General features: G+C 71.7%; 20 protein-coding genes. 14 read left to right on the top strand and 6 right to left on the bottom strand.

Going from position 1 to position 22847, the window contains the following annotated elements:
- Positions 1-150 precede the first annotated feature (150 nt).
- Entirely contained in the window at positions 151-666 is a 516-nt protein-coding gene (locus ACFW2G_RS30700) for a hypothetical protein (RefSeq protein WP_052030300.1), read from the top strand.
- On the opposite strand, the gene ACFW2G_RS30695 is transcribed toward ACFW2G_RS30700, so the two are convergent.
- The gene (locus tag ACFW2G_RS30695; RefSeq protein ID WP_384451000.1) at positions 663-1181 is read right to left on the bottom strand and encodes a DUF4245 domain-containing protein; all 519 of its coding nucleotides are present in this window, start codon (positions 1179-1181) and stop codon (positions 663-665) included. The genes ACFW2G_RS30700 and ACFW2G_RS30695 overlap by 4 nt on opposite strands.
- A gap of 249 nt (positions 1182-1430) precedes the next feature.
- Between ACFW2G_RS30695 and glpX the strand changes: the two genes are divergently transcribed.
- Complete coding sequence (gene glpX / locus ACFW2G_RS30690) at positions 1431-2462, top strand: class II fructose-bisphosphatase (RefSeq protein ID WP_037919422.1); 1032 nt, start codon at positions 1431-1433, stop codon at positions 2460-2462.
- A 197-nt stretch (positions 2463-2659) separates the two neighbouring features.
- Here glpX and ACFW2G_RS30685 read toward each other — a convergent pair whose 3' ends face one another.
- On the bottom strand, positions 2660-3067 hold the full coding sequence (locus tag ACFW2G_RS30685) for a WhiB family transcriptional regulator (RefSeq protein ID WP_037919419.1): 408 nt from the start codon (positions 3065-3067) through the stop codon (positions 2660-2662).
- A 147-nt stretch (positions 3068-3214) separates the two neighbouring features.
- The gene (locus ACFW2G_RS30680; RefSeq protein WP_384450995.1) at positions 3215-3871 is read right to left on the bottom strand and encodes a DUF1707 domain-containing protein; all 657 of its coding nucleotides are present in this window, start codon (positions 3869-3871) and stop codon (positions 3215-3217) included.
- Positions 3872-4028: 157 nt separating this feature from the next.
- On the opposite strand from ACFW2G_RS30680, the gene ACFW2G_RS30675 reads away from it, so the two are divergent.
- Both ACFW2G_RS30675 and ACFW2G_RS30670 read left to right on the top strand, forming a co-directional pair.
- Positions 4029-5699, top strand: coding sequence for a fumarate hydratase (locus ACFW2G_RS30675; RefSeq protein WP_037919415.1), 1671 nt, complete (start codon positions 4029-4031; stop codon positions 5697-5699).
- A 169-nt stretch (positions 5700-5868) separates the two neighbouring features.
- Entirely contained in the window at positions 5869-6636 is a 768-nt protein-coding gene (locus ACFW2G_RS30670; RefSeq protein ID WP_037919413.1) for a glycerophosphodiester phosphodiesterase family protein, read from the top strand.
- A gap of 83 nt (positions 6637-6719) precedes the next feature.
- On the opposite strand, the gene ACFW2G_RS30665 is transcribed toward ACFW2G_RS30670, so the two are convergent.
- Positions 6720-8246 carry a ricin-type beta-trefoil lectin domain protein gene (locus tag ACFW2G_RS30665; protein ID WP_384450991.1) on the bottom strand — a complete coding sequence of 509 codons (1527 nt, stop codon included), beginning with the start codon at positions 8244-8246 and terminating at the stop codon, positions 6720-6722.
- A gap of 108 nt (positions 8247-8354) precedes the next feature.
- Here ACFW2G_RS30665 and ACFW2G_RS30660 point away from each other — a divergent pair, with 108 nt between their 5' ends.
- The 3 genes from ACFW2G_RS30660 to ACFW2G_RS30650 all read left to right on the top strand — a co-directional run bounded on the left by ACFW2G_RS30660 (position 8355) and on the right by ACFW2G_RS30650 (position 13133).
- Complete coding sequence (locus tag ACFW2G_RS30660) at positions 8355-9758, top strand: aspartate ammonia-lyase (RefSeq protein ID WP_037919408.1); 1404 nt, start codon at positions 8355-8357, stop codon at positions 9756-9758.
- A gap of 107 nt (positions 9759-9865) precedes the next feature.
- Positions 9866-10585 carry a DUF402 domain-containing protein gene (locus ACFW2G_RS30655; RefSeq protein ID WP_037919405.1) on the top strand — a complete coding sequence of 240 codons (720 nt, stop codon included), beginning with the start codon at positions 9866-9868 and terminating at the stop codon, positions 10583-10585.
- A 307-nt stretch (positions 10586-10892) separates the two neighbouring features.
- Positions 10893-13133 (top strand): SpoIIE family protein phosphatase, encoded by a 2241-nt coding sequence (locus ACFW2G_RS30650; RefSeq protein WP_384583391.1) that lies wholly within the window; start codon positions 10893-10895, stop codon positions 13131-13133.
- Positions 13134-13205: 72 nt separating this feature from the next.
- Here the strand turns inward: ACFW2G_RS30650 and ACFW2G_RS30645 are convergent, their stop codons facing one another.
- Positions 13206-15488, bottom strand: coding sequence for a transglycosylase domain-containing protein (locus ACFW2G_RS30645; protein WP_384583388.1), 2283 nt, complete (start codon positions 15486-15488; stop codon positions 13206-13208).
- Between the two features lie 232 nt (positions 15489-15720).
- Here ACFW2G_RS30645 and ACFW2G_RS30640 point away from each other — a divergent pair, with 232 nt between their 5' ends.
- The 5 genes from ACFW2G_RS30640 (at position 15721) to ACFW2G_RS30620 (ending at position 20559) form a co-directional block, all read left to right on the top strand.
- Complete coding sequence (locus tag ACFW2G_RS30640) at positions 15721-16629, top strand: SPFH domain-containing protein (RefSeq protein WP_384450976.1); 909 nt, start codon at positions 15721-15723, stop codon at positions 16627-16629.
- Positions 16626-16859 carry a hypothetical protein gene (locus tag ACFW2G_RS30635; protein ID WP_037919398.1) on the top strand — a complete coding sequence of 78 codons (234 nt, stop codon included), beginning with the start codon at positions 16626-16628 and terminating at the stop codon, positions 16857-16859. Before ACFW2G_RS30640 ends, ACFW2G_RS30635 begins: the two co-directional genes overlap by 4 nt.
- A 132-nt stretch (positions 16860-16991) precedes the next feature.
- Positions 16992-17516, top strand: coding sequence for a PadR family transcriptional regulator (locus tag ACFW2G_RS30630; RefSeq protein ID WP_037919394.1), 525 nt, complete (start codon positions 16992-16994; stop codon positions 17514-17516).
- Entirely contained in the window at positions 17513-18202 is a 690-nt protein-coding gene (locus ACFW2G_RS30625; protein WP_037919392.1) for an ABC transporter ATP-binding protein, read from the top strand. Before ACFW2G_RS30630 ends, ACFW2G_RS30625 begins: the two co-directional genes overlap by 4 nt.
- Positions 18199-20559 carry an ABC transporter permease gene (locus ACFW2G_RS30620; protein ID WP_384583384.1) on the top strand — a complete coding sequence of 787 codons (2361 nt, stop codon included), beginning with the start codon at positions 18199-18201 and terminating at the stop codon, positions 20557-20559. Before ACFW2G_RS30625 ends, ACFW2G_RS30620 begins: the two co-directional genes overlap by 4 nt.
- A gap of 58 nt (positions 20560-20617) precedes the next feature.
- On the opposite strand, the gene ACFW2G_RS30615 is transcribed toward ACFW2G_RS30620, so the two are convergent.
- On the bottom strand, positions 20618-21610 hold the full coding sequence (locus ACFW2G_RS30615) for a hydrogen peroxide-inducible genes activator (RefSeq protein WP_384450964.1): 993 nt from the start codon (positions 21608-21610) through the stop codon (positions 20618-20620).
- Between the two features lie 92 nt (positions 21611-21702).
- Between ACFW2G_RS30615 and ACFW2G_RS30610 the strand changes: the two genes are divergently transcribed.
- Both ACFW2G_RS30610 and ACFW2G_RS30605 read left to right on the top strand, forming a co-directional pair.
- A complete protein-coding gene (locus ACFW2G_RS30610; protein WP_037919384.1) occupies positions 21703-22257 on the top strand; it encodes a peroxiredoxin in 555 nt (184 codons plus the stop codon).
- A 3-nt stretch (positions 22258-22260) separates the two neighbouring features.
- A complete protein-coding gene (locus ACFW2G_RS30605; protein WP_037919380.1) occupies positions 22261-22797 on the top strand; it encodes an alkyl hydroperoxide reductase in 537 nt (178 codons plus the stop codon).
- Positions 22798-22847: the final 50 nt, after the last annotated feature.

The following is a 22847-nucleotide window of genomic DNA, read 5'->3' as shown; positions in this document are numbered from 1 at the left end:
GCGGGGGCGCGCGGCCCCGGCCCCCCCGCCCCCCCCCGCCCTCCTCCGTGCGTCGCGGCCGATGCCACCTGGTCCGTACCGGCGGGACCGGGGCGGGCGACGGGCGTGGGACCACTGCGGGAGCCGGCGGCGCTGCCACCCTCGTCGTCCATGGATGTCAGTACCTTCTACGCCCTCTTCTCCGCCACCTGCTTCACCCTGGTCGGCCTGTGGTGGAACGTCGTCCAGAGCCACCACGACTGGATGCGCGAGCCCGCCCTGCGGCGGGTCGTCGGCGGGATCTACCTGTCGTTCCTGCTGCCCGCCCTGATGGGCCTGTTCGCCCAGATCGGCGGCGCCGAACAGCCGCAGGTCTGGCGGGCCGCCTTCATCGTCCTCGCAGCGGTCGGCTGCGGGTGCACCCTGCGGCTGCTGGCCCGCGCACGCGGCAACCGGTTCCTGATCTGGCAGCAGGCCGCGGCGGCGCTGCTCTACGCCCTGATCGCGGCGATCGGGGCCTTCCCCGAGCTCGCCGAGCCCTTCGGACTGCGGCCGATCCAGGCCGAAGCGCTGATGCTGATCGGCCTGATCGTCCTGGGCCACGCCCTGGTCTGGCGGTTCATGGCCGGCGAGGGCCGCGCCGCCGAGGACCGGCCGCGGGACCGGCCCCGGCCGTCAGAGCACTAGCCGCCCTGCTTGAACTCCAGGGCCGCCGCCAGCTCGCCGAGCTTCTCGAAGGAGGCGGTACCGGTCACCACGGTGACGTGACCCTGTTCCCGCCGCACCAGGGCGTCGTACTTCTCGCCCTCCCAGCGCTCCCAGGCCGTGTCGCCGACCTGCTGCGTCTGCCCCGAGGCCGCGGCCTTCTGGGTGACCCGCTCCAGGTACTTGTCAGAGGTGTCGCTGGACTGCTCGACCGCCGCGTACTGCTGCTCCGGGTCCAGGAAGCCCAGGTGCCAGGCGTTGGCGTTCTTGCGCTCGTACGTCACCGAGGTAGCCCGCCACTCCTGCGGAAGGCCCACCGGTGCGGCCAGCGGATACGGGGCCGCGCGCCGGGCCGTGATCGTCTCCACCCGGTAGTCGACCGTGCGCGTCGGATCGGCCTTGTCGTCATGCGGGACGAAGAGGTAGATCCCGGCGACGAGAACCCCGATCACCGCCAGCGACCGCACCATGTCCCAGACCGTCTGCTTGCCTTTCATACCTGCCACGGCACCATCGTCCCGCATCGCCCGGGGGCGATCGCCGCCGGGGTCGCGCGGGTGCGTCGCGCGGCGCACCCTTGAGTCGCCCCGCCCGCTGCCCGTATGGCCCGCAAGGCGTCCGCTCAGGACAATCGAATGACCGATATTCCGCTCATACGTGACCCGCCCTGCTCATTATGTCGACGTACCGATAGAGTTCCAGCACCCTCACTTCCCGGCCGTCGCCGTACAGAAAGGTGCGCTCCGATGACCGAGCACAACCTGCCGCCCCAGCTCGAAGTCTCTCCGGAGGCCCCCGACCGCAACCTCGCGCTCGAACTCGTACGGGTCACCGAGGCGGCCGCCATGGCCGCCGGCCGGTGGGTCGGCCGCGGCGACAAGATCGGCGCCGACGGCGCCGCGGTCAACGCGATGAGGACCCTGATCTCCACCGTCTCGATGAACGGCGTCGTCGTCATCGGCGAGGGCGAGAAGGACGAAGCCCCGATGCTCTTCAACGGGGAACAGGTCGGCGACGGCACGGGTGCCGAGGTCGACATCGCCGTCGACCCGATCGACGGCACCACCCTGAACGCCAAGGGCATGCCGAACGCCATCGCCGTCCTGGCCGCCGCCGACCGCGGCACGATGTTCGACCCGTCCGCCGTGTTCTACATGGACAAGCTGGTCACCGGCCCCGAGGCCGCCGACTTCGTCGACATCAACGCCCCCGTCTCGGTGAACATCCGCCGGGTCGCCAAGGCCAAGAGCATGGCCACCGAGGACGTCACGGTCGTCATCCTGGACCGCCCCCGCCACGAGGGCATCGTCCGGGAGATCCGCGAGACCGGCGCGCGCATCAAGTTCATCTCCGACGGCGACGTCGCCGGCTCCATCATGGCCGCCCGCGAGGGCACCGGTGTGGACCTGCTCCTGGGCATCGGCGGCACCCCCGAGGGCATCATCTCGGCCTGCGCGATCAAGTGCCTGGGCGGTGTGATCCAGGGGAAGCTGTGGCCGAAGGACGACGCCGAGCGCCAGAAGGCCATCGACGCCGGCCACGACCTGGACCGGGTGCTCACCACCACCGACCTGGTCTCCGGCGAGAACGTCTTCTTCGTCGCCACCGGCATCACCGACGGTGAGCTGCTGCGCGGCGTGCACTACCGCTCCGAGACCGCGACGACGTCCTCGCTGGTCATGCGTTCCAAGTCCGGCACCATCCGGAAGATCGACTCCACGCACCGCCTGTCGAAGCTGCGCGCGTACAGCGCGATCGACTTCGACCGCGCCCAGTAGGCGGCGGGACACGACGCGGGAGGGGCGGTCACCCTGTGCGGGGGTGACCGCCCCTCCCGCGTGTCCGCGTGCGAAGGCGTCGAGGTGCAGGGGATGTGCCCGGCGTGCATGGCGCGCCCCGGCCACCAGTGTCCGTGGCGCGCGCCGCGGGCCGGGCCCCGCCCGGCCGGAGCCCGGCTCGCCCGGCGGCGGAGGGGTCAGCCCGCCGCTGCCACCGGCCCCGCGCCCGGGGCCTGTCGCAGCTCGGCGGACCTGCGCCGCATCCGGGCCAGTACCACCCGGCGCTCGGCCGCGGTGAGCCCGCCCCAGACCCCGTACGGCTCGGGCTGGAGCAGCGCGTGCTCACGGCAGGCGACCATCACCGGACAGCGGGCGCAGACGCGCTTCGCCGCCTCCTCGCGGGAGAGCCGGGCGGCGGTCGGCTCCTTGGACGGGGCGAAGAACAGTCCCGCCTCGTCACGGCGGCACACCGCCTCCGCGTGCCATGGGCCGTCCTCCGCCCTGGCCGGCACCCGCGGCTGCGGCACCGCCGATGGGCGCGCCCCAGGACCCTGAAGGCTCTTCACGGCGGCTACCTGCAGGGACTGATGCGGCGGGTGCGGCACGGTCTACTCCTGACGACGCATACGTGAGCGAGAGACGACGCACCTGTCCCTACCCGCTGTGCGCGCCCCTATGCACTGTGTGCCACGGGGCGCCAGGGGTTCGTCCGAAACGCGACCCTCCGCCTCCGGATGCGCCTCCGCCCCGTGTCAGCCGTCGAGGTGCTTGCGGATTCTGCGCGCCAGGTCGACCAGGCGGGCGCCCAGCTTGGGCCGCGCCTCGATGTTGCCGAGCAGCGAGAACCCGCGGACGATCACCACCGGCGCCTGCGGGTCGGTCTCCCCGCGGCTCTCGCCGCGCACCTCGAAGTTGCCGAGGACCCCGCTGCCGTAGCCGCGCAGGGTGACGTTCTCCGGGACCAGGACCTCCACGTTGCCGAGGACGCAGGTCACGTTGATCTCGGTGACCTGCTGCTCGAAGACCGCCTGGGTGAGGTCGATGGTGATGTCGCCCATGACCGAGATCGCGCGGGTGTGCGCCCCCGGCCGCCAGCGGCCCTTGCGGCTGGAGCTGCTGCACACGGCGACGATGGTCTCGACGGCCTGACCGGCGGCCCCCGCGTACGCGGTCGGGGCCGGGGTGTGGGCGCCGCCGGGCGCGGGCAGATCCCGTACGAGCACCTCCAGCTCGCCGACGGTCTTGACCGCGTACAGCGTGTCCAGGCGTTCGGAGTGCTCCTCGGCGGTCAGCCGGCCCTCGGCGAGGGCGTCGGCGAGGACCTGCGCGGTCCGGTCCCGGTCGGCGTCGGAGGCGCGCAGCGCGGCGGGGCCGGGCGCGGGGGCGGCGGGGTGCTTTTCCAGGTCCACGACGCCAGCATAGCGAGACACGATAGATCGCGATACTGCCGAGTCGTTGCCAGTGAGCCCTACCTCACAAACACCTGCCGGGCGGGAGGTTCTACGCTGGTGTACTGCGCTGCCAATGTGATCGCCAGTGCTGTCTGCCGAGTGAGGAATGGCCCCAATGCCGGAGTTCGCGTACACCGACCTACTGCCCCTGGGCGAGGACACCACCCCGTACCGGCTGGTGACCGCCGAGGGCGTGTCCACCTTCGAGGCGGACGGCCGTACGTTCCTCAAGGTCGAGCCGGAGGCGCTGCGCAAGCTCGCCGAGGAGGCCATCCACGACATCCAGCACTTCCTGCGCCCCGCGCACCTCGCGCAGCTGCGCCGCATCATCGACGACCCGGAGGCCTCGTCGAACGACAAGTTCGTCGCGCTCGACCTCCTGAAGAACGCGAACATCGCGGCGGCCGGCGTCCTGCCGATGTGCCAGGACACGGGTACGGCGATCGTGATGGGCAAGCGCGGCCAGAACGTGCTGACCGAAGGCGGCGACGAGGCGGCGCTCTCACGCGGCATCTACGACGCCTACACCCGCCTGAACCTGCGCTACTCGCAGATGGCGCCCCTGACCATGTGGGAGGAGAAGAACACCGGCTCGAACCTGCCCGCGCAGATCGAGCTGTACGCGACCGACGGCGGCGCGTACAAGTTCCTCTTCATGGCCAAGGGCGGCGGCTCGGCGAACAAGTCCTTCCTCTACCAGGAGACGAAGGCGGTCCTCAACGAGGCCTCCATGATGAAGTTCCTGGAGGAGAAGATCCGCTCGCTCGGTACGGCGGCCTGCCCGCCCTACCACCTGGCGATCGTGGTGGGCGGCACCTCCGCCGAGCACGCGCTCAAGACCGCCAAGTACGCCTCCGCGCACTACCTGGACGAACTGCCCCGCGAGGGATCTCCGCTGGGCCACGGCTTCCGCGACGAGGCTCTGGAGCAGCAGGTCTTCGAGCTGACCCAGAAGATCGGCATCGGCGCGCAGTTCGGCGGCAAGTACTTCTGCCACGACGTCCGCGTCGTGCGCCTCCCCCGCCACGGTGCCTCGCTGCCCGTCGCGATCGCCGTCTCCTGCTCCGCGGACCGCCAGGCCACCGCGAAGATCACCGCCGAGGGCGTCTTCCTGGAGCAGCTGGAGCGGGACCCGGCGCGCTTCCTGCCGGAGACGACCGACGCCCAGCTGGACGAGGCGTCCGGCGTCGTCTCCATCGACCTGAACCAGCCGATGGACGAGATCCTGGCGACCCTGACCGAGCACCCGGTCAAGACCCGCCTGTCGCTGACCGGTCCGCTGGTCGTGGCGCGGGACATCGCGCACGCCAAGATCAAGGAACTGCTGGACTCGGGCGCCGAGATGCCGCAGTACCTCAAGGACCACCCGGTGTACTACGCGGGCCCGGCCAAGACCCCCGAGGGCTACGCGTCGGGCTCCTTCGGCCCGACCACGGCCGGCCGGATGGACTCCTACGTGGCGCAGTTCCAGGCGGCGGGCGGCTCCAAGGTGATGCTGGCCAAGGGCAACCGCTCCCAGCAGGTGACGGACGCGTGCGCCGCACACGGCGGCTTCTACCTGGGCTCGATCGGCGGCCCCGCGGCACGCCTGGCCCAGGACTGCATCAAGAAGGTCGAGGTCCTGGAGTACGAGGAACTCGGCATGGAGGCCGTCTGGAAGATCGAGGTCGAGGACTTCCCGGCCTTCATCGTGGTCGACGACAAGGGCAACGACTTCTTCACCTCGCGGGAACCCGAGCAGCCGACGTTCACCAGCATCCCGGTGCGGGGTCCCGGCCTGGCATAGCCCGGCACCCACACCCGTCGCAGAGCCCCTGGCGCCCGGCCGCCGGGGGCTCTGTCGTCACAGACGGCCGAGCGAGCGGCAGGAGGGCGGGGCCGGGTTCATCCGCTGTTCCGCCGCATGCGCGGCACGCGGTGCCGGGGCGGCCCGCGCAGGCGGCTAACGTCGGGGCATGACGCACACGCAGCCCCGTACCGACCGCGCCGTCCGGGTCGTCGCCCATCGCGGGGCCTCCCACGAGCATCCCGAGCACACCCTGGCCGCCTACCGGCAGGCCGTCGCGGACGGCGCCGACGCCCTCGAATGCGATGTCCGGCTCACCGCCGACCACAAGCTGGTGTGCGTGCACGACCGGCGCGTGGAGCGGACCTCGGACGGGCGCGGGGTGGTCTCCGCCATGACCTACGAGGAGCTGTGCGCGCTGGACTTCGGCGGCTGGAAGGGCGCGGAGCACCGCGGGGCGCAGGTGTTGCTCTTCGAGGACCTGCTGAAGGAGGCGCTGGCCGCGGACCGGCCCGTGGGGCTGGCCGTGGAGACCAAGCACCCCACGCGGGCCGGGGGCCGCCTGGAGGCCGAGCTCGTGCGGGTCCTGAAGGAGCACGGGCTGGCCGACGGCCGGGCCGGCCTGGTCGAGGTGATGAGCTTCTCGCGCAGCGCCCTGGTCCGGCTGAACCGGCTCGCGCCCGGCCTGCCGGCCGTCTACCTGATCGAGCGCCGGGTGCGGCCGGTGCGGCCGCCGTTCGCGGGGCACGCCGGGCCGGGCATCGACCTGGTGCGCAGGGATCCGGGGCTGGTGGGGAGGCTGAAGGCCAAGGGGCTGGGGGTTCGGGTGTGGACCGTGGACGAGCCCGAGGACGTGGAGCTGTGCGTGCGGCTCGGTGTGGACACCCTGATCACCAACCGGCCCCGTGAGGTGCGGGAGTACCTGGGCTCTTCGTGACCGGTACGGGAACACCCGGCCGGGGTGCGCCGGCCGGGCGTGGGGGGATCGGGTGGAGCGGGCGGTGGTGACGGCGCGGAGGGCTACGCGAAGCGCTGGTTCGCGGATCCGTCGCAGCTGCGCAGGCGCAGCGGTTCGTGGGCGGCGGCCACGGTCAGGCACATGCCCGGGGCGGCGGCGGGGCGCAGCGTGGCGCCGTCGCGGACGAACTGCTGGTTGGCTCCGCCGTGGCAGTTCCAGATGATCAGGCCGGCGCCGGAGCCGTAGTCGGCGCCGGGGACGTCGAGGCAGCGGTCCTGGGTCAGTTCGATGTGGACGGACCTGCGGGCGGTGTCGTGCCACCAGCCCTGGTTGCGGCCGCCGTGGCAGTCCCAGCCGACGATCTTCGTCTGGTTGGCGCTGGAGCCGCCGAAGGAGTCGAGGCAGTTTCCGGTGGCCTCGTTCCTGAGCGGCGTGAACGCGTCGTCCCAGGCTCCGGCCCGCAGGACCGGGCGGCCGGTGCTGGCGGGGTCGGCGCAGGAGGCCTCGCGCAGGCCCGAGTCGTAGAGCTGGGTCAGGCAGGACGCGAAGGCCCCGTGCCCGCGGTAGTTGGGGTGGAAGGACTGGCGGGCGGTGTTCTCGTCCCACGGGAAGTGGTCGCCGAGGTCCAGGTAGAGCCCGCGGGCCCAGGTGTCCTCCATGCACACTTCGTGGCCGTGGAAGAGGCGCGAGTTGTCGAGGTAGATCGCGCCGGAGGCCAGGGCGGCTGCGCGGATGCCCTTCTCGAAGGCGGGCACGGCGTGGTTGCGGCCCCAGGTGGCGTCCGAGTCGTAGCCGGCGCAGCCGCCCGGCAGCTTCCCGGGGAAGTTCGGGTTGTCGCGGAAGTCGGGGCCGATGGGGCTGGGGTAGCCCATCACGACGAGCTTGTAGTCGGTGTCGGCGTAGCCGGCGTCGCGCATGACCGTTCTGAGGTCCGCGACCGTGGCCTCCACCTTGGGCTTCAGACCGTCGACGCGGGCCTGCCAGCCCGGGGCGTAGGTGGGCTCGCAGGTGCCCTGGCTGAGGATCCAGCGGGTCACGCAGTCGGTCATGACCGGGCCGAACTGGAGGTCGTCGTTGGCTCCGGCGACCAGCAGGACCATCTTGATCCTGGTGTTGCGGGCCTTGATGGCGAGGTTGTCGCTCTGCACCAGCTCGTCGGGGTACTGCTTGCTGCCGCCGATCCTGATGTTGCCGGTGTAGCCGCCGGAGCAGGCGACGTTGAAGGTGAGGTCGGCCGGGATGCCGGTGCGGTGGATCGCCGCGTCGGGCGAGCGGTGGCACTGGTTGTCCGGCGTGTTGGTCGCCGGGTCGTAGGTGCCGACGCCCTCGCCCGAGATCTCGCTGTCGCCCAGCGAGATCAGGCCGGTCTTGCGGTCGGCCTGCGGGCGTACCGCGGGGTCTCCGTAGATCTTCACGGCCTCGGCGGCGCGGACCGCCTCCAGTTCGGGCGGCAGGGGTGTGACGACCCCGGTGGTGGCGGCCGCCTGGGCCATGGGGGTGACGGCGGTGACGCCCCCCAGGGCGGCCGCGAACGCCACGACGGCGGCGAAGGTAGATCTGAGCGCGGGTCTGGTACGGGCACGTGCCATGGACGCCTCCCCGAATGTCGGTGTTACCCACGGTATTTACTGGTCGGTAGGGGAGTTGGGAACACTTTCAACAAGAGAATCGCTCAACTTTCCGAGGAGGCCACAGACATGACAGAAGATCAGCAGAACGACGGATTCCGAACCGAGCACGACTCCATGGGCGACGTGCGGGTCCCCCTGCACGCCAAGTGGCGCGCGCAGACCCAGCGCGCGGTGGAGAACTTCCCCGTCTCGGGACAGCGGCTGGAACGGGCCCACATCGAGGCGCTCGCCCTGATCAAGGCGGCGGCAGCCCTCGTGAACGCGCGCCTGGGCGTGGTGGACCAGGACGTCGCCGACGCGATCCGGTCCGCCGCCGCCGAGGTCGCGGCAGGACGCTGGGACGACCACTTCCCCGTGGACGTCTTCCAGACCGGGTCCGGGACCTCGTCCAACATGAACACCAACGAGGTCATCGCCACCCTGGCCACCGAGCGCCTGGGTCGGGACGTGCACCCCAACGACCACGTCAACGCCTCGCAGAGCTCCAACGACGTCTTCCCGTCCTCCATCCACATCGCCGCCACCGGCGCCGTCGCCGACGACCTGATCCCGGCCCTGGAACACCTCGCCGCCGCGCTGGAACGCAAGGCGGCCGAGTTCGCGCACGTGGTCAAGGCCGGCCGGACCCACCTGATGGACGCCACTCCGGTCACCCTCGGCCAGGAATTCGGCGGCTACGCGGCCCAGATCCGCTACGGCGTCGAGCGCCTGCGCGCGTCCCTGCCGCGCCTGGCCGAACTCCCACTGGGCGGAACGGCGGTGGGCACCGGCATCAACACCCCGCCCGGCTTCTCCGCCGCCGTGATCGCCGAGGTGGCGGTCGCCACCGGGCTGCCGCTGACCGAGGCGCGCGACCACTTCGAGGCCCAGGGCGCGCGGGACGCGCTGGTGGAGACCTCGGGCATGCTCCGCACGGTCGCCGTCTCGCTCACCAAGATCTGCAACGACCTGCGCTGGATGGCCTCCGGCCCGCGGACCGGATTGGCCGAAATCAACCTCCCCGATCTGCAGCCCGGGTCCTCGATCATGCCCGGGAAGGTCAATCCGGTGGTCCCGGAGGCCGTCCTGATGGTGGCCGCGCAGGTGATGGGGAACGACGCCACCGTCGCGGTGGCGGGCGCGGCCGGCAACTTCGAGCTGAACGTGATGCTCCCCGTGATGGCCAGGAACCTCCTCGAATCGATCCGGCTGCTGGCCGGCGCGAGCCGCCTGCTGGCCGACCGCACGGTCGACGGGATCACCGCCGACGAGGCCCGGGCCAGGGAGTACGCCGAGTCCTCCCCCTCCGTGGTGACCCCGCTCAACCGCTACATCGGCTACGAGGAGGCCGCGAAGGTGGCCAAGAGGTCCCTCGCCGAGCGCAGGACGATCAGGGAGGTCGTCCTGGAGTCCGGCTACGTGGAGCGCGGCGCCCTCACCCTGGAACAGCTCGACGAGGCCCTGGACGTCCTCCGCATGACCCATCCCTGACCAGCCGCCGCCCCGGGCGGGGTCCGGATCCGGACGTTCGCCGTGCCCGCATCGCTCCGTGACCCGCGCGGCGGCGGGCTTACGGGCCGCCACCCTAAGATCTGCGCATGACAGGTACTTTCACGCCCGGGAGCGGCCGGGCGCAGGACGCGCCGCCGGGTCCCGCGCGCGGCACGCGCTGGGCGCCCGGGGACCGGATCCTCTGGCGCTACCGCGACCACGCCCCGGGGCTGGAGGGTGCGGTGCACATCTGCCGCCCGGTGACCGTGGTGCAGGACACCGACGAGACGCTCGCCGTCTGGATGGCCCCCGGCACCGAATGCGTCAAGCCGGTCCTCGCCGACGGCACCCCCGTCCACGAGGAGCCGCTCGCCACCCGGTACACCGCGCCGCGCACGACCGCGCGCTCGCGCTGGTTCGGCAGCGGTGTCCTGAAACTGGCCCGCCCCGGGGAGCCGTGGTCGGTCTGGCTGTTCTGGGGGCCGGGCTGGAGGTTCGAGAACTGGTACGTGAACCTGGAGGAGCCGCGGACCAGATGGGCCGGTGGAGTGGATTCCGAGGACCACTTCCTCGACATCGCCGTGTACCCCGACCGGAGCTGGAAGTGGCTGGACGAGGACGAGTTCGCCCAGGCCCAGCGGTCCGGTCTGATGGGCCGTGAGCAGGCCCGGCGGGTGAGGGAAGCAGGTCGTGCCGCGGTCGCGGTGATCGAGGAATGGGGGGCTCCGTTCTCGGCCGGCTGGCAGGACTGGCGGCCGGATCCGGCCTGGCGCATTCCGACCCTGCCCGAGGACTGGGACCACACCCCGGCGCATATGACCTCATGAGACCCTTGATGCGCCCCCGGGGTTCAACCGTAGGATCGTCCTCCGCGGGGTCGCGCACGCGGGACGGTGCGTTCGGGCAGCGCATCGGCAAGTGTCCTTCTGCACACGGGATCTGACCGGAGGTCGGCTGACAAGGAGAGGCGACGACGGGGCGGGGATCCGCCCGGGGAGCTCCCTGCCACAGGCCGGGGGAGAAGTTCGAGCGAGGAACCTCTGGGCGATGGTGCCCGGGCCGCTGAGCGGGTATACCGCGACTGACCGAGTTGAGTGCAGCGCACATCGAGCGCAAACGGACGGAATTCCACGCGTGACGGAGTACCCCACCTCCCAGGAGGGCCCGCAGCCCGTCGCCTCCGGCGGAGGTACGGACGAGCCCGGCCACGGCAAGGCGCCCATCGCCGCCTCCGAGGCCGTACGCACGCATGCCGCGGGCACCGCTCCCGCGGCCGAGCCCGGAGCGGCTGCGGCTGCCGACGTACGGGCCGCACGCTCGGCGGCCGGCCCGGGCCCGGGGCTCCCCCGGCCGCGCGCGGCGGCGTCGGCGGAGGCTCCGGGCGCCCCGGGCTCCGGCCAGAGCCACGACAACGCCCGCCCCAGGGAGGCCGAGGACGTCCACGGCACCGCCGCGCGCGGCGCGGGAGCCGGTCCGGGGGCTGGTCCTCCGGCCCCCGCGGGCGCCGGTGGCGGCGCGGCGGGCCTCCCCGGTGCCGGGGGGTCCGTCCCGGCGGGCTCGGCTGCCGCAGGCGGGGGCGTCGCGGACGCGGGCGCCGCGCGCCGCGAGGGGGACCGGCTGCGCTTCGTCGGCGCCGCCACCCGGCGGATCGCCCGCGGCATCGACCTCGACGAGATCGTGCTCGGCCTGTGCCGGGCAACCGTCCCGACCTTCTCCGACGCCATCCTGGTCTACCTGCGCGATCCGCTGCCGGTCGGCGACGAACGGCCCGTCGGCCCGGTCGTTTTAAGGCTGCGCCGCACCGACCGGCTCCGGCCGATCGACGATCTCACCGACATCAGCAGCACCATCGGCGCGGGGATGGACCTCGCCGGGGCCGCGGGGGCCACCGGCGAGCTCGACTTCAGCCAGCTGCCGCTGGTCGGACCGCAGGGCGACCTGCCCGCGGCCGAGCTGTGCGAGATCCGGCCGGGCGGCGCGCTCGCCGAAGTGCTGCGCGGCGTACGGCCCGTCTTCGGGTCCTCCGCCGCCGCCCGGGCGGCGCTGCCCGAACTGCTCGGGCTGGACCATCCGCTGCCGAGCGGCGACCGGGCGGTGCTCGCGCCGCTGCGCGGCCGCCGCCGGGTGATCGGCGCCGCCGTCTTCCTGCGCAGCCCCGAGCGGCCCGCCTTCGAACAGAACGACCTGCTGGTCGCCGCCCAGCTGGCCACCCACACCGCGCTCGGTATCGACAAGGCGGTCCTCTACGGCCGCGAGGCGTACATCGCCGACGAGCTCCAGCGCACCATGCTGCCCGACAGCCTGCCGCAGCCCACCGGAGTGCGGCTGGCCTCCCGCTACCTGCCCGCGGCCGAGACGGCCAGGGTCGGCGGCGACTGGTACGACGCCATACCGCTGCCCGGCAGCCGGGTGGCCCTCGTCGTCGGCGACGTCATGGGCCACTCCATGACCTCCGCCGCGATCATGGGCCAGCTCCGCACCACCGCCCAGACCCTGGCGCAGCTGGACCTGCCGCCCGCCGAGGTGCTGCACCACCTGGACGAACAGGCGCAGCGTCTGGGCACGGACCGCATGGCCACCTGCATGTACGCCGTCTACGACCCCGTCGCGCACCGGATCACCATCGCCAACGCCGGCCACCCGCCGCCGGTGCTGCTGCACCTGGGCGGCCGGGCCGAGGTGCTCCGCGTACCGCCCGGTGCCCCCATCGGCGTCGGCGGCGTGGACTTCGAGCCGGTGGAGCTGGACGCGCCCGCGGGGGCCACCCTGCTGCTCTACACCGACGGCCTGGTGGAGTCGCGCCTGCGGGACGTGTGGACCGGTATCGAGCAGCTGCGCGAGCGCCTGGCCACCACCGCCCAGCTGACCGGCCTGGACCACCCGCCGCCACTGGAGGCCCTCTGCGACGACGTCCTGGACATGCTGGGCCCGGGTGACCGGGACGACGACATCGCGCTGCTCGCGGCCCGGTTCGACGGCATCGCGCCCAGTGACGTCGCGTACTGGTTCCTGGACCCGGAGGAGACCGCCCCGGGCCGGGCCCGCCGGTTCGCCCGCCGGGCGCTGACCCGGTGGGGCCTGGAGGAGCTGAGCGACTCCCTGGAGCTGCTGGTGAGCGAGGTGGTCACCAATGCGGTCCGGTACGCGGAGCGGCCCGTGACGCTGCGTCTGCTGCGTACGGACGTGCTGCGCTGCGAGGTCGGCGACGACTCCCCGCAGCTGCCCCGGCAGCGCCGGGCGCGGGACACCGACGAGGGCGGCCGCGGCCTGTTCCTGGTCAACCGGCTGGCGCGGCGCTGGGGCGCGACCCGACTCAGCAGCGGCAAGGTCGTCTGGTTCGAACTGCCGTTGCCGGGGACGGGCGAGCGGCGCTGACCGCCCGCCCGCGGACCGGGCCCCTGGAACACCGCCGCCCCGCAGCCTTTCTCGGCTGCGGGGCGGCGTCCCTCAGTTGTTGCCCTGGATTTCACCCGGGACCGGCGGGTCCGGCGGCTTGGGACCGTTGGTCTTGGTGGCCGTGGCCGTCGGGGACGTCGTCCCGCTGGGCGACGGGCCCGTCGCGGTGGCGGTGGGACTCGGCGACGTCTGCGTCGGGGACTGCGTCGGGCTGCTGGTCACCGCCGACGCGCTGGCGGACGGGCTCGCCGAGGCCGTGGGAGAGGCGCTGCGCGACGGCGTCTGCACGGCGCCCATGTCGGCCTCGGAGAGCTGGAACCGGCCGGTGTCCACGCCCTTGAGGGCGGCGAGGGTGTACGCCCGCCAGATGGAGGCGGGGAAGCTGGAACCGCCCGCGCGCCCGAGGCCGGCGGTGCCGGTCAGAGTGACCTGGTTGTGGGTGGTGGGGTCCTCGCCGAACATCGCGACGACCGTGACCAGCTCGGGCGTGTAGCCGGTGAACCAGGCCGCCACGTTGGACTCGGTGGTTCCGGTCTTACCGCCGGCCTGGTAGGCGCTGCTGCGGACCTTGTTGCCGGAGCCGCCCTCGTCCTCCACGACCCCCTGGAGCACCTTGGTGACGGTGTCGGCGGTCTTGCGGCTGATGGCCTGGCTGCCGACGGCCTGCTGGGGCGTGAACTTGACGTCCTTGTGGTCCGCCTTCTTGATGATGGTCGGCGTGACCTTCTTGCCGTGGTTGTCGAACGTGGCGTAGACGCCCGCCATTTCCAGGGTGTTCGCGCTCATCGTGCCCAGCGCCATGGCCGGCTTGTCCTCGGGCCAGCCGTCGCGGTCCTGCATGCCGAGTTCCAGGGCCGTCTTCTTGGCGTTGACCGGCTTCACGTCCACGATCATCTGCGCGTAGACGGAGTTGACCGAGTAGTTGGTCGCCTCCTGGACCGTCATCATCGGGTTGCCGTAGTTGGTGTTGTCCTGGTTCTGCGGGTTGAACGGGATCTTGCTGCCGACGACCGGGCGCTTGCTCGTCCCGTCGTAGAGGGCGTTCGGGGTGATCGGCTTGCCGTCCTGGGTGTTCGAGCCGTTCTCCAGGGCGGAGGCCAGGACGATCGGCTTGAAGGTCGATCCCGGCTGGTAGTCGGTGCGCAGCGCGTTGCTCGCGGCCTTCTGCTCCAGCCCCACGCCGCCGTACATCGCGACGATGGCGCCGGTCTTCGGGTCGACGGAGGTCGCGCCGGCCTGGACGCTCTGGTCCTGGGGCCTGCCCTTGGTGTCCTTGCGGTCGAGCTTGGACTCCAGCTCGTCCTGGACCGCCTTCTCCAGCGCCGACTGCTTGCCCTTCTCGATGTTGAGCGTGATGTTCCAGCCGCCCGCCGTGATCATGGCGTCGGTGATGTCCTGCTTGTTCAGCTCGTCGTTGGCCGCCTGGACCAGGTAGCCCTTCTGCCCGTCCATGCCCGGCCGGGGCTTCGGCTTGATGGGCTCCGGAAGGGTCATGGTCTTGCGCTTGGCCTCGTCCAGCTTGCCCATCTCGACCATGTTGTCGAGGACGGCGTTGAAGCGGATGTGGACCAGGCGCGTGCCGTTCGGGCCGGCGGTCGCCAGGTCGTACTGGCTGGGAGCCTGGATGACCGCGGCGAGATAGGCCCCCTGTTCCAGGGTGAGCTTGTCCGCGTCGACGCCGTAGAAGGCCTGGGCGGCGGCCTGGATGCCGTAGGCGTTGCGGCCGTAGAAGTTGGTGTTCAGGTAACCGGCGAGGATGTCGTCCTTCTCCATGCGCTGGTCGACCTTGAGGGCGATGACGAGCTCCCTGAGCTTGCGCGTCGCCGACTGATCCTGCGTCAAGTAGTAGTTCTTGACGTACTGCTGGGTGATCGTCGAGCCGCCCGCCGTGCCCTTGCCCCGGACGGTGTTGAACAGGCCTCGGGCCACGCCCATCACGTCGACGCCGCGGTCGTGGTAGAAGGACTTGTTCTCGATGGCGATGAAGGCCGTGCGGACGTCGAGCGGGATCTTGTCGATGGGCACGATCTCGCGGTTCATCTCGCCGGTGCGCGCCATGATCGAGCCGTCGGAGTACCGGTAGGTGTTGCTCTGGAGCGTGGCCTGGGCGTTCGGGTCGGTGGGCTCGTCCACCGAGAAGTACAGGACGATCGCCGCGGCCATGAGGAGCAGGACGAGCCCCAGGAACGTGCCCAGGATCTTCTTCCAGGTGAAGAAGCGGCCTATGCCGGTGCGCTTGCCGGTACCCCCGCTCCCCTTGGCGCCCTTCGCGCGTCCGCTCGGCGCCCGCCGCGCACCGCGCTGCTGCGCCTTACGCACTTCTGCTCGGCCCATCGCTCCCGCTCCGCTCGATTACCCCCCCGACGTCAGCTCAGAAAGCTAACACCGCAGGCTGTGACAAAGATTGGCCAATCCGGACTATTACCGGTCATTTCGGACGTGAGAATCAGCACCCACGTCACAGGAACCGACGCTCACATAAGCCGATGGGTTGCCATTACGCAAAAAAGTGATATCACTTTGCTAGGCGGCCCGATCGGCCGCGCGCAGAGAAACGGGGCGAACCATGACGAACCACATAGCCAACCCGGACGGCGTACGGGAGTTCGCCGCACGCAGCGTCGGCGGCGCACTGGCGCTGCTGCTCGGGCTCGCCGGCCTGCTCGCGGGCGCGGGTCTGGTCACGGCGGGGGCGGTGTCGGCGGCGACCGCGGCCAAGGTGGCCCTGATCGTGGTCGGCGTCCTCCTGGCCTTCTCCTCCGTCATCGCGATGAGCGGCCTCAACACGGTGGCTCCGGGCGAGGCCCGGGTCGTCCAGCTCTTCGGCCGCTACCGCGGCACCATCCGCACCGACGGGCTGCGCTGGGTCAACCCGCTGACCTCGCGCGAGAAGATCTCCACCCGGGTGCGCAACCACGAGACGGCCGTCTTGAAGGTCAACGACGCCTACGGCAACCCGATCGAGCTGGCGGCGGTCGTGGTGTGGCGGGTCGAGGACACCGCGCGGGCCGTCTTCGAGGTCGAGGACTTCACCGAGTTCGTCGAGACGCAGACCGAGGCGGCGGTCCGGCACATCGCGATCGAGTACCCGTACGACGCGCACGAGGAGGGCGGCCTGTCGCTGCGCGAGAACGCCGAGGAGATCACCGAGAAGCTCGCCGCCGAACTGCACGCCCGGGTGGAGGCCGCCGGCGTGCAGATCATCGAATCCCGGTTCACGCATCTCGCATACGCTCCCGAGATCGCCTCCGCGATGCTCCAGCGCCAGCAGGCGGGCGCCGTCGTAGCGGCCCGCAAGCAGATCGTGGAGGGAGCGGTGGGCATGGTCGAGCTCGCCCTGACCCGTCTGGCGGAGGAGGAGATCGTGGACCTGGACTCCGAGCGCAAGGCGGCCATGGTCTCGAACCTGATGGTCGTCCTGTGCGGCGACCGCGCCGCACAGCCGGTGCTCAACACGGGCACCCTCTACCAGTGACCCCCTCCGGCGAGGAGAAGCCGACGGGCCGCCAGGCGCGCAAGCAAGTGCTCCTGCGACTCGACCCGCAGGTGTACGACGCACTGGCCCGCTGGGCGGGCGAGGAGCTGCGCAGCACCAACGCGCAGATCGAGTTCCTGCTCCGCCGGGCCCTCGCCGAAGCCGGCCGGCTCCCCTCCGCCCCGGGCCCCATCCCCCGACGAGGCAGGCCCCCCAAGCCCACCAACTGACCGCCACCGCACGCCGCTCCCGCGCCACCCACGGGAGCGGCGTGTGCGTTTCCGCAGGCCGGAGCTCCACACACCCCGCGTAGACACCCCATGTATACACCTCGCGTATACACGCTGTGTATAGTCGTCGGCATGTCCATCGGTCACACCCTCCTGGGCCTCCTCGAGGCCGGCCCGCGCCACGGCTACGACCTGAAGCGGGCCTTCGACGAGAAGTTCGGCCACGACCGCCCCCTCGCCTACGGCCAGGTCTACTCGACCATGTCCCGGCTGCTGAAGAACGGCCTCGTGGAGGTCGACGGCATCGAGAGCGGCGGCGGCCCCGACCGCAAGCGGTACGCCATCACCGACGCCGGCATCACGGACGTCGAGACCTGGCTCTCCCAACCGGAGAAGCCGGATCCGTACCTCCACTCGACCCTCTACACGAAGGTCGTCCTCGCCCTGCTCACCGGCCGCCGCGCCGATGAACTGCTCGACACCCAGCGGGCCGAGCACCTGCGCCTGATGCGGGTGCTGACGACCCGCAAGCGCAAGGGCGACCTCGCCGACCAGCTCGTCTGCGACCACGCCCTGTTCCACCTCGAAGCGGACCTGCGGTGGCTGGAGCTCACCGCCGCCCGCCTCGGCCGGCTCGCCCAGGAGGTACGCCGATGACGGCCCCGGCCGGCTCCCTGCTCGCCGCCACCGGCCTGCGCAAGGCGTACGGGACCACCACCGCCCTCGACGATGCCGAGTTCTCCATCCACCCCGGCGAGGTCGTCGCCGTCATGGGCCCCTCCGGCTCCGGCAAGTCCACCCTGCTGCACTGCCTCGCCGGGATCGTGCCGCCCGACTCCGGCTCCATCGTCTACGCCGGCCGCGAGCTCACCTCCATGAGCGACGCGGAGCGCAGCGCCCTGCGCCGCACCGAGTTCGGCTTCGTCTTCCAGTTCGGGCAGCTCGTACCGGAGCTGACCTGCGTGGAGAACGTCGCCCTCCCGCTGCGCCTGACCGGCGCCAAGCGCAGGGAGGCCGAACGCACCGCCCTGCACTGGATGGAACAGCTCCAGGTGGAGGACCTCGGCGCCAAACGGCCCGGCGAGATATCCGGCGGTCAGGGCCAGCGGGTGGCCGTCGCCCGTGCCCTCGTCACCGGCCCCCGGGTGATCTTCGCCGACGAGCCCACCGGCGCCCTCGACTCCCTCAACGGCGAACTCGTCATGCAGCTGCTCACGGAGGCCGCCCGGTCCGCGAACGCCGCCGTCGTCCTCGTCACCCACGAGACGCGCGTGGCCGCCTACTCCGACCGCGAGATCGTGGTGCGCGACGGCAGGTCCCGCGACATGGAGCGGATCGTATGAGCCGGCTCCAGGCATGGGCGCGCGACCTCGGCATGGGCGCCCGCTTCGCCTTCGGCGGCGGCCGCGAAGGGTGGATCCGCACCCTGCTCACCGGCGTCGGCGTCGGCCTCGGCGTCGCGCTGCTGCTGATCAGCACGGCCATCCCCGGCGCCCTGGCAGCACGCTACGAGCGCGGCGACGCACGCTCGACGATGAGTTCCGAGCAGCCCGACGCCCCCGGACCCGACACGCTGCTCATCACCCGCATCAACCAGACCTACCGCGACAAGGACATCGAGGGGTACGCGCTGCGCGCCGAGGGGCCGCGGGCCCCACTGCCGCCCGGTCTGACGAGGCTCCCCGCCGCGGGCGAGCTGGCCGTCTCCCCTGCCCTGGGCGAGCTGCTGAAGTCCTCCGAGGGCGCTCTACTGCGCGAGCGGCTGGCCGGGCCGGTCGGTGAGACCATCGGCGACCCCGGGCTGGTCGGGCCCGGCGAACTGCTCTTCTACCTCGGCAGCGACAGCCTCGCCAAGAGCGGCCCGACGGACTACCGCGTCGACCGCGTCACCGCCTTCGGCCATGACGTCGCGCGCGAGGGCCTCGACCCCGTGCTCATGCTGATGGTGGTCCTGACCTTCGTCGCCCTGCTGATGCCCGTGGCCGTGTTCATCGCCACCGCCGTCCGCTTCGGCGGGGAGCGGCGCGACCGCAGGCTCGCTGCCCTGCGGCTGGTCGGCGCCGACAGCCGGATGGTGCGCCGGATCGCGGCCGGCGAGGCACTGGCCGGCTCCCTGGTCGGACTGGTGTTGGGCGCCGGCTTCTTCGCCGTCGGCCGCTCCCTGGTCGGCAGCGTCAGCCTTCGGCAGCGCAGCGTCTTCCCCGCCGACCTCGACCCGGCACCCTGGCTGGCCGCCCTGGTCGCCGTCGCGGTGCCCGCGGCGGCGGTGGCCGTGACCCTGTTCGCGCTGCGCGGTGTGGTCATCGAGCCGCTGGGGGTCGTCCGTACGGCCAGGCCCGCCCGGCGCCGCATCTGGTGGCGGCTGCTGCTGCCGCTGGTCGGCGTGGGACTGCTCCTGCCCCTGGGCGGCCGCGGCAACGACCACGGCCGGTTCAACCAGTGGCAGGTCAGCGGTGGCGTGGTCCTGCTGCTGGTCGGAATCACCGTCCTGCTGCCCTGGCTGCTGGAGCGCTTCGTCGGGAAGGCCTCCGGCGGCCCCGTCTCCTGGCAGTTGGCGGTACGTCGGCTGCAGATCGACAGCGGCGGCGCCGCCCGCCTGGTCAACGGCATCGCCGTGGCCGTCGCGGGCGCCGTCGCCCTCCAGATGTTCTTCGCGGGCGTCGAGGGCGACTACACGAAGTCGACGGGCCAGGATCCCGCCAGGGCCGCCGTGGCGGTCATGGTGCACGGTGGGACGGGCGGCGGCATGGACGGCCTCGCCGGGCGGATCGCCGCCGTGCCGGGCGTCACCCGCGCCGTTCCGCTGACCTCCACGCAAGCGGCCCATCGGATGCCCGCGGAGGAGGAGACGGTCCAGATGACCATCGGCACCTGCGACGCGCTCGGAGAGGTCGCGGTGCTCGACTCCTGCACGGACGGCGACGCCTTCCTCCTGGCCGCCTCCGCCGCCGCCTCCGGGGACGGCTTCTACGGGGGCACGGCCCGGGCCGGCGACGAGCTGTTCATCGGCGACGTGCGGTGGAACGGGTCCGCGACGGCCGACGACCCCGCTCCGGCGAAGTGGACGGTTCCGGCGGGCACCCGCGCGGTCCCCGGCCGGGAGGACCCCACCGGAGCGCTGCGCAGCGGCCTGCTGGTGACCCCTTCGGCCGCACCGAAGGAGCTTGGCGACTTCGCGGACATGCGGATCTTCGTCCAGGTCGACGAGTCCGGTCCGGACGTCCTGGACCGGGCGCGCAACGCCGTCTTCGCCTCCGATCCGCTGGTCACGGCGATGACGCTGCGGGAGCACCAGCAGGCCGCCGGCTTCTCCTCGGTGCGCACCGGGCTGTTCTTCGGGGCGGCCGCCGTACTGGTCCTGATCGGTGGGAGCCTGTTCGTCTCCCAGCTGGAGCAGCTGCGCGAGCGGCGGAAACTGCTGTCCTCCCTGGTCGCCTTTGGCACCAGGCGGTCCACGCTGAGCCTGTCGGTGTTGTGGCAGACGGCCGTGCCGATCGCGCTGGGCCTGCTGCTGGCGGCCTGCGTGGGCGTCGGGCTGGGAGCCGTCCTGACGTCGATGGCCGCCCAGCCGGTCCGCGTCGACTGGCCCTCGGTGCTGGGGATGACCGGGGTCGGTGCGGGCGTGGTGGCCGCCGTGACCCTGCTCAGCCTGCCGCCGCTGCTGCGCCTGATGCGCCCGGACGGCCTGCGTACGGAGTGACCTGTACGCCCCGGCGCCCCGTTCCCGGTGGCCCGCTCCCGGTGGCCCGGCGACCGCGTCAGTCGGTGGGCCACACGGGGAGCGGGCGTACGGCTTCACGCAGGGCGGCGGCGATCGCCGCGAACTCCTCCTGGCGGGCGGTCCCCGTACGCATGGCCAGGGCAATCCGCCGCGAGGGCGCCGGTTCGGCGAAGCAGCCGGTGGAGAGGTACTCGTTGCGGGCGGTCTCCAGTCGCAGCGCGGTGCGCGGCAACAGCGTCACCCCCAGTCCCCCGGCGACCAGTTGTACGAGCGTGGACAGTCCGGCGGCGGTCGTGGTGACGTCCGCCCCGGTGGTCCGTCCGGCCTCCCGGCAGATGTCGAGGGCCTGGTCCCGCAGGCAGTGCCCCTCGTCGAGCAGCAACAGCTGGAGGTCGCGCAGCTCGTCGAGCGGGATGTCGCGGCGGCCGGCCAGCGCGTGCTCCCGGGGCGCGAGCAGCACGAAGTCCTCGTCGAAGAGCGGCAGTTCGGTCACTCCGGGAACGCCGAGCGGCACCGCCAGCAGGAGCAGGTCCAGGCGCCCGCCCGTCAGCCCCTCCACCAGCGAACCGGTCTGCTCCTCGTGCACCTGGAGGTCCATCCGCGGGTAGCGCCGGTGGAACAGCCCCAGCACGGTCGGCAGCAGGTAGGGCGCCACGGTGGGGATCACTCCCAGCCGCAGCGTCCCGGTGAAGGGGGCCCGCACCGCCTCGGCCTCCTCCAGCAGCCCGCCGACGGCGTCGAGCACCACCTGGGCCCGGGCGGCGATCCGCTCTCCCGCGGGGGACAGCAGCACCTTGCGGGTGGTGCGCTCCAGCAGTTGCACGCCGAGGGCCTCCTCCAGCGCCGAGACGGCACCGGAGAGCGCCGGCTGGCTCATACCGATGGCCGCGGCGGCGTCGCGGAAGTGCAGGTGCTCGGCGACCGCCGCGAAGGCGCGCAGCTGAGCGAGGGTCGGCTGCTTCGCTCCCCTATTACCGACAGCCACTGATAGGTACCTCCGATCACCCGAAGCAAGACTAGCTATTTCCATAATCAATGCAGGCTGTGCCAGCATGTGAGACACGTCCAACCCCATTGGAAATCCCCCAAAAGGGGTCTTTTCCTCTTGAACAAGGAGAGCGCGTGCTCACTGTTGGTGACAAGTTCCCCGCCTTCGACCTGACCGCCTGCGTCTCGCTCGAGGCCGGTGCCGAGTTCGCGCAGATCGACCACAAGACCTACGAGGGCAAGTGGAAGGTCGTCTTTGCGTGGCCTCTCGACTTCACCTTCGTGTGCCCGACCGAGATCGCCGCCTTCGGCAAGCTGAACGACGAGTTCGCCGACCGCGACGCGCAGGTCCTCGGCTTCTCGCTCGACTCCGAGTACGTGCACCACGCCTGGCGCAAGGACCACGCCGACCTGCGTGACCTGCCCTTCCCGATGATGTCGGACATCAAGCGCGAGCTCTCCGCCGAGCTGGGCATCCTCGGCGAGGACGGCCTGCCGATGCGCGCCGTCTTCATCGTGGACCCGAACAACGAGATCCAGTTCTCGATGGTGACCGCCGGCTCCGTGGGCCGTAACCCCAAGGAGGTCCTGCGGGTCCTCGACGCCCTGCAGACCGACGAGCTGTGCCCGTGCAACTGGAACAAGGGCGACGCCACGATCGACGCCGGCGCGCTGCTGGCCGGTGAGTGACGGATGTCCCTCGACTCCCTGAAGGCGTCCGTCCCGGACTTCGCCAAGGACCTGAAGCTGAACCTCGGTTCGGTCATAGGCAACAGCGACCTCCCGCAGCAGCAGCTGTGGGGCACGGTCCTGTCCTGCGCGATCGCCGCCCGCTCCCCGCGCGTCCTGCGTGAGCTGGAGCCGGAGGCGAAGGCGAACCTCTCGCCGGAGGCGTACACCGCCGCCAAGTCCGCTGCCGCGGTCATGGCGATGAACAACGTCTTCTACCGCACGCGCCACCTGCTCTCCGACCCGGAGTACGGCAACCTGCGCGCGGGCCTGCGGATGAACATCATCGGCAACCCGGGCGTGGAGAAGGTCGACTTCGAGCTGTGGTCCCTCGCGGTCTCCGCGATCAACGGCTGCGGCCAGTGCCTGGACTCGCACGAGCAGGTCCTGCGCAAGGCGGGCGTCGACCGCGAGACGGTCCAGGAGGCCTTCAAGATCGCCTCGGTGATCCAGGCCGTGGCGGTCACCCTCGACGCCGAGGCCGCCATCGCCGGCGAGTGACAGCCGCCCCGTACGACGCCAGGGCCCCGCGACCGGAAACGGTCGCGGGG

The sequence above is a fragment of the Streptomyces sp. NPDC058880 genome, from assembly GCF_042742535.1.
Taxonomy (GTDB): Bacteria; Actinomycetota; Actinomycetes; order Streptomycetales; family Streptomycetaceae; genus Streptomyces.
Note: the sequence above shows the minus strand (reverse complement) of the source record. Positions and strands in the feature narration are given on the sequence as shown.

Bases quoted from the DNA above. Each gene is read 5' to 3' on its own strand.
- ACFW2G_RS30700 (WP_052030300.1), top strand. From the start codon at position 151: ATGGATGTCAGTACCTTCTACGCCCTCTTCTCCGCCACCTGCTTCACC.
- ACFW2G_RS30695 (WP_384451000.1), bottom strand. From the start codon at position 1,181: ATGAAAGGCAAGCAGACGGTCTGGGACATGGTGCGGTCGCTGGCGGTG.
- glpX (WP_037919422.1), top strand. From the start codon at position 1,431: ATGACCGAGCACAACCTGCCGCCCCAGCTCGAAGTCTCTCCGGAGGCC.
- ACFW2G_RS30675 (WP_037919415.1), top strand. From the start codon at position 4,029: ATGCCGGAGTTCGCGTACACCGACCTACTGCCCCTGGGCGAGGACACC.
- ACFW2G_RS30670 (WP_037919413.1), top strand. From the start codon at position 5,869: ATGACGCACACGCAGCCCCGTACCGACCGCGCCGTCCGGGTCGTCGCC.
- ACFW2G_RS30665 (WP_384450991.1), bottom strand. From the start codon at position 8,246: ATGGCACGTGCCCGTACCAGACCCGCGCTCAGATCTACCTTCGCCGCC.
- ACFW2G_RS30660 (WP_037919408.1), top strand. From the start codon at position 8,355: ATGACAGAAGATCAGCAGAACGACGGATTCCGAACCGAGCACGACTCC.
- ACFW2G_RS30655 (WP_037919405.1), top strand. From the start codon at position 9,866: ATGACAGGTACTTTCACGCCCGGGAGCGGCCGGGCGCAGGACGCGCCG.
- ACFW2G_RS30645 (WP_384583388.1), bottom strand. From the start codon at position 15,488: ATGGGCCGAGCAGAAGTGCGTAAGGCGCAGCAGCGCGGTGCGCGGCGG.
- ACFW2G_RS30640 (WP_384450976.1), top strand. From the start codon at position 15,721: ATGACGAACCACATAGCCAACCCGGACGGCGTACGGGAGTTCGCCGCA.
- ACFW2G_RS30630 (WP_037919394.1), top strand. From the start codon at position 16,992: ATGTCCATCGGTCACACCCTCCTGGGCCTCCTCGAGGCCGGCCCGCGC.
- ACFW2G_RS30625 (WP_037919392.1), top strand. From the start codon at position 17,513: ATGACGGCCCCGGCCGGCTCCCTGCTCGCCGCCACCGGCCTGCGCAAG.
- ACFW2G_RS30620 (WP_384583384.1), top strand. From the start codon at position 18,199: ATGAGCCGGCTCCAGGCATGGGCGCGCGACCTCGGCATGGGCGCCCGC.
- ACFW2G_RS30615 (WP_384450964.1), bottom strand. From the start codon at position 21,610: ATGGAAATAGCTAGTCTTGCTTCGGGTGATCGGAGGTACCTATCAGTG.
- ACFW2G_RS30605 (WP_037919380.1), top strand. From the start codon at position 22,261: ATGTCCCTCGACTCCCTGAAGGCGTCCGTCCCGGACTTCGCCAAGGAC.